General features: G+C 67.9%; 6 protein-coding genes and 1 pseudogene. 3 read left to right on the forward strand and 4 right to left on the reverse strand.

Annotation, left to right across the window (positions count from 1 at the left end; translation table 11 throughout):
- The 3 genes and pseudogenes from WAL33_RS14490 to rpmB form a co-directional block, all read right to left on the reverse strand.
- A pseudogene (locus tag WAL33_RS14490) lies at window positions 1–206 on the reverse strand (hypothetical protein); the annotation flags it as partial.
- A gap of 52 nt (window positions 207–258) precedes the next feature.
- Complete coding sequence (locus WAL33_RS14495) at window positions 259–612, reverse strand: hypothetical protein (RefSeq protein ID WP_422182226.1); 354 nt, start codon at window positions 610–612, stop codon at window positions 259–261.
- A gap of 202 nt (window positions 613–814) precedes the next feature.
- Window positions 815–1,120: a 50S ribosomal protein L28 gene (rpmB, locus tag WAL33_RS14500; RefSeq protein ID WP_012288143.1), complete on the reverse strand. Its 306-nt coding sequence runs from the start codon at window positions 1,118–1,120 to the stop codon at window positions 815–817.
- Between the two features lie 233 nt (window positions 1,121–1,353).
- On the opposite strand from rpmB, the gene WAL33_RS14505 reads away from it, so the two are divergent.
- The 3 genes from WAL33_RS14505 to WAL33_RS14515 all read left to right on the forward strand — a co-directional run bounded on the left by WAL33_RS14505 (window position 1,354) and on the right by WAL33_RS14515 (window position 2,605).
- Window positions 1,354–1,809 carry a DUF3617 domain-containing protein gene (locus WAL33_RS14505; RefSeq protein WP_422182227.1) on the forward strand — a complete coding sequence of 152 codons (456 nt, stop codon included), beginning with the start codon at window positions 1,354–1,356 and terminating at the stop codon, window positions 1,807–1,809.
- Window positions 1,810–1,908: 99 nt separating this feature from the next.
- Complete coding sequence (locus WAL33_RS14510; protein ID WP_422182228.1) at window positions 1,909–2,307, forward strand: RebB family R body protein; 399 nt, start codon at window positions 1,909–1,911, stop codon at window positions 2,305–2,307.
- A gap of 1 nt (window position 2,308) precedes the next feature.
- The gene (locus tag WAL33_RS14515) at window positions 2,309–2,605 is read left to right on the forward strand and encodes a hypothetical protein (protein ID WP_422182229.1); all 297 of its coding nucleotides are present in this window, start codon (window positions 2,309–2,311) and stop codon (window positions 2,603–2,605) included.
- A gap of 212 nt (window positions 2,606–2,817) precedes the next feature.
- Here the strand turns inward: WAL33_RS14515 and WAL33_RS14520 are convergent.
- The coding region (locus WAL33_RS14520; RefSeq protein ID WP_422182230.1) for a methylated-DNA--[protein]-cysteine S-methyltransferase at window positions 2,818–3,292 on the reverse strand (475 nt) is incomplete at its 5' end.

The following is a 3,292-nucleotide window of genomic DNA, read 5'->3' on the forward strand; positions in this document are numbered from 1 at the left end:
TCGCCCGCGCCCTCGGCGGTTTCGTTGTCGTCGTCGCGCTTGGCCTCGCCCAGCGGGCCGGCGTCGCGCTTGCCGTCATGCCAGTTGTCGCTGTTGTTGGAGACCAGGCTGATGCGGTCGCGGTCGACGCCGCCGCGTTCCAGATCCTCGACGGCGCCGAGGGCTTGGGTGTGGGTGTCGTACAGACGGGTGATGGTGCGGCTCATGGTCGTGTCCTCGAAATGTCTTGATGGGGATGTCGGTGGGCGGCGGCGCGACCTAGAGCGCGGTGACGGCGCCCTTGTAGTCGACCGAGACGGTGACCGACTTGCCGTCCTTGGTGGCCGGTCCCTGCCATAGGCCGTTGGTGTTCTGGGTCAGGGCGCCGACGGCGGTGTAGCCGGCCGATTCGATGGCGCTCTTGGCCTGGGCTTCGGTGTAGGAGCTGGCGCCGGGGGTGGGGCCGCTTTCACCGGTGGTCGGGGTGGTGTCGATCGCTTCGTTGCGCGGCGCTTCCGAGGAAGAGACGACGGGACCGGCGGTGCGGTCGGCGCCGGCGTCGGCTTCGGTCTTCGGGCCGCAAGCGGTCATCGTCGCCGCTGCGAGAGCGACGGCTGCTAGGGTTCTGATCATGTGTTTTGCTCCCAAAAGTGGGAGAGGAAGCCCCCGGCGACGACGTTGGTTCCAACCGTCAGCACGAGGTTTCTGGCGTCTTCGACGCATGGGTCGGATAGGCGACAAACCGGCTTTTGAGCGGCCGCGCGGACCCTTAAACGCGAAAAGGCCCGCGAGGCGAACCTCGCGGGCCTTTCGTTCGGCCTGGACCGAGAAAGTCTTAGGCGGCGACGGCGGTCGCGGCGGCCTTGGCCTTGGCCTTGACCTGAGCCTTGATCTTCAGGGCGCGCGGCGACAGCTGCTCGTCCTTGGCGCCCAGCAGGAACACGTCCAGGCCGCCCCGGAAGTCCAGGGTGCGCAGGGCCGCGTTGCTGATGCGCAGCTTGAAGGTCTGACCCAGCGAGTCCGACTGCAGCGACGCGGGCGACAGGGCCGGCAGGAAGCGGCGCTTGGTCTTGATGTTCGAGTGGCTCACATTGTGGCCGACCATCGGACCGATCCCGGTGAGTTCGCAACGGCGCGACATGGCGGATACCTTGGGCTTGGGCGAAACCGGAGGTTCCGCAACATGAATTCGGCCGCGCAGTGGACGGACCGCTGCGCGAGAGCGGGCGATATAGGCGAAGGGGGCTCGCCGAGTCAAGCCGCGCGGCGCGGCGCCGGGCTAAATAGGGCGCCCAAACATCGCCATCAGATGCGGTTCATCTGCCCTCCTTATAAGGCTCCCTATATAGAGACGGCCTGAAGAGAAGGAATCCCATGCGTCTGCTTGCTTCCGCCGCGGTTTCGCTGGTCATCGCCGGCGGCCTTCTGGCCGCCGGCGCCGCCGTGGCCCTGGCTCGCCCCCAAGGCGGAGACGCCAAGGCCGCCACGACGATCCTGACCGGCCAGTGGGAATACAACACGCGGTTCGGACCGATTCCCATCGACAGCGACCTGCACTGCCTGACCGAGAGGGACGTCGAGAACTTCAATCGCGGCATCTGCCTCAAGCGCTACACCTGCGACTACGAGACCAGCAAGGTGCGCGACGGCCAGATCGCGCTGAAGGGCACCTGGACCGACAAGAAGGGCCGCGTGGCCCCGATCACCGCCGACGGCTCCTATACGCCGGAAAGCTTCACGATCGCGGCCAAGGGCAAGACGGTCGACGGCATCCCGATGGCCCTCACCCTGATCGCCAAGCGCGTCAGCGCCACCTGCCCGACCAGCTAGAAGACTTCACATAACGCTGATTGCCAAGCTCGGCTTCTCGCGCGAAGAATGCCGCGCCACGACCGGAGGCTGATCTCCGGCGTGTCCGGGAGCTCGCTCATGGCCGACGTAACCTCCGTCAATTCCCAGATCACCGACGCCGTCACCCAGTCCAACCTGACCACGCTGGGCGACGGTCCCGCCATGGCTATGGGCTCGGTCTATCAAAGCCTGGCCCATTCCTTGGGCATCCTGTTCGAGAACGCCGTGGCCGCCCAACAGCAGCAGGCCGTGCTGGCCCAGGCGGCGACCAATGTCGGCGTCATGCAGCTGTATGGCGCGGCCAGCGAGGCCGCAGCCAAGATCGCCCAGTCGGATGTGCCCGACAACATGCTGTCGCTGCTGACCGCCCTGCGCGCCAGCACCGGCCCGATCCCGTCCTTCGCCGACCTCGCTGAAAAGGCCGCGACCGCGCAGGGCGCCGCGGCCGACAAGGCCAAGGCCAAGTCGGGCGCCTGACATGGCCGTCGCACCTCCGGCCGAACCCTCGACGCTGGACGAGGTCATGAAGGCGGCGGCGATCCAGGCCGCCAGCCTGGCCCTGCTGAACGCCGTCCAGCACTTGCAGCGCACCGCCGCCTTGGTCGAGGCCGCCGCGGCCGCCAGTCTGGTCGGGGCCCTGAGTCCGGGCGCCGAGCCCGAGTCGGGCTGGGCGCAGGCGCTGAGCGCCTCGCAAGGCTTGATGGAGGCGGCCGTGCAGAACTTCGGCAAGGTGGTGACGGTCGCCAAGGACCTGACGGCCGGTCCGCGATCCTGAACGGGCGACCCGGCCCCGCGCGTCCTGTTTGTGGGCCCTGTTTGTGGTTAATCCGAATTAAGCTACAATAGCTAGTAGGGAACAAACACTGAATCGGGCGAAGTCGCTGATTCGGTCATGATTCGTTTCGCTCGTGTTCGGGCGAACGCCAGTCGCCGTTAACCGGTCAAGCTTCCCGGCCTCAAGACCTTATCTGTCCGGCGCTCCGGGGCTCATCGCCCGCGCTGCGGCGCCACCGAGAACTCCATGTCGAACAGGGTCGGCGCGTCATTGGTCTTGGCCCGCTCGATGGTCAGCATGCGGGCCTTGGTCTCGACCCCGCCGGGGGCCGAGAAGCCGCCGCTCTTGCCGTCGGCGCCCAGCACGCGGTGGCAGGGGACGATGATCGGCCAGGGGTTCTCGCCCAGGGCCTTGCCGACGGCGCGGGCCGCGCCCGGGTCGTCCATGGCCTTGGCGATCTGGCCGTAGGTCAGGGTCTCGCCGGGCGGGATGGCGCGGGCGATCTCGTAGACCCGGCGGTTGAAGGGGGCGACGACGCTGAAGTCCAGCTCGACATCGACCAGGTCGTCGCGGCCGCCGGCCAGCAGGTCGTTGATCCGCTCGACCACGCGCTGGACCAACGGCGGCGGCGGCGAGGTCTCGACCGCGTCCGGATAACGGCGGCGCAGGCGGGCCCAGGCGGCGCCC

The sequence above is a fragment of the Caulobacter sp. genome, assembly GCF_049283275.1.
Taxonomy (GTDB): domain Bacteria; phylum Pseudomonadota; class Alphaproteobacteria; order Caulobacterales; family Caulobacteraceae; genus Caulobacter.

Excerpts from the sequence above, each read along its gene's own strand:
- WAL33_RS14515 (WP_422182229.1), top strand. The coding sequence starts at position 2,309 with ATGGCCGTCGCACCTCCGGCCGAACCCTCGACGCTGGACGAGGTCATG.
- WAL33_RS14505 (WP_422182227.1), top strand. The coding sequence starts at position 1,354 with ATGCGTCTGCTTGCTTCCGCCGCGGTTTCGCTGGTCATCGCCGGCGGC.
- WAL33_RS14495 (WP_422182226.1), bottom strand. The coding sequence starts at position 612 with ATGATCAGAACCCTAGCAGCCGTCGCTCTCGCAGCGGCGACGATGACC.
- WAL33_RS14510 (WP_422182228.1), top strand. The coding sequence starts at position 1,909 with ATGGCCGACGTAACCTCCGTCAATTCCCAGATCACCGACGCCGTCACC.
- rpmB (WP_012288143.1), bottom strand. The coding sequence starts at position 1,120 with ATGTCGCGCCGTTGCGAACTCACCGGGATCGGTCCGATGGTCGGCCAC.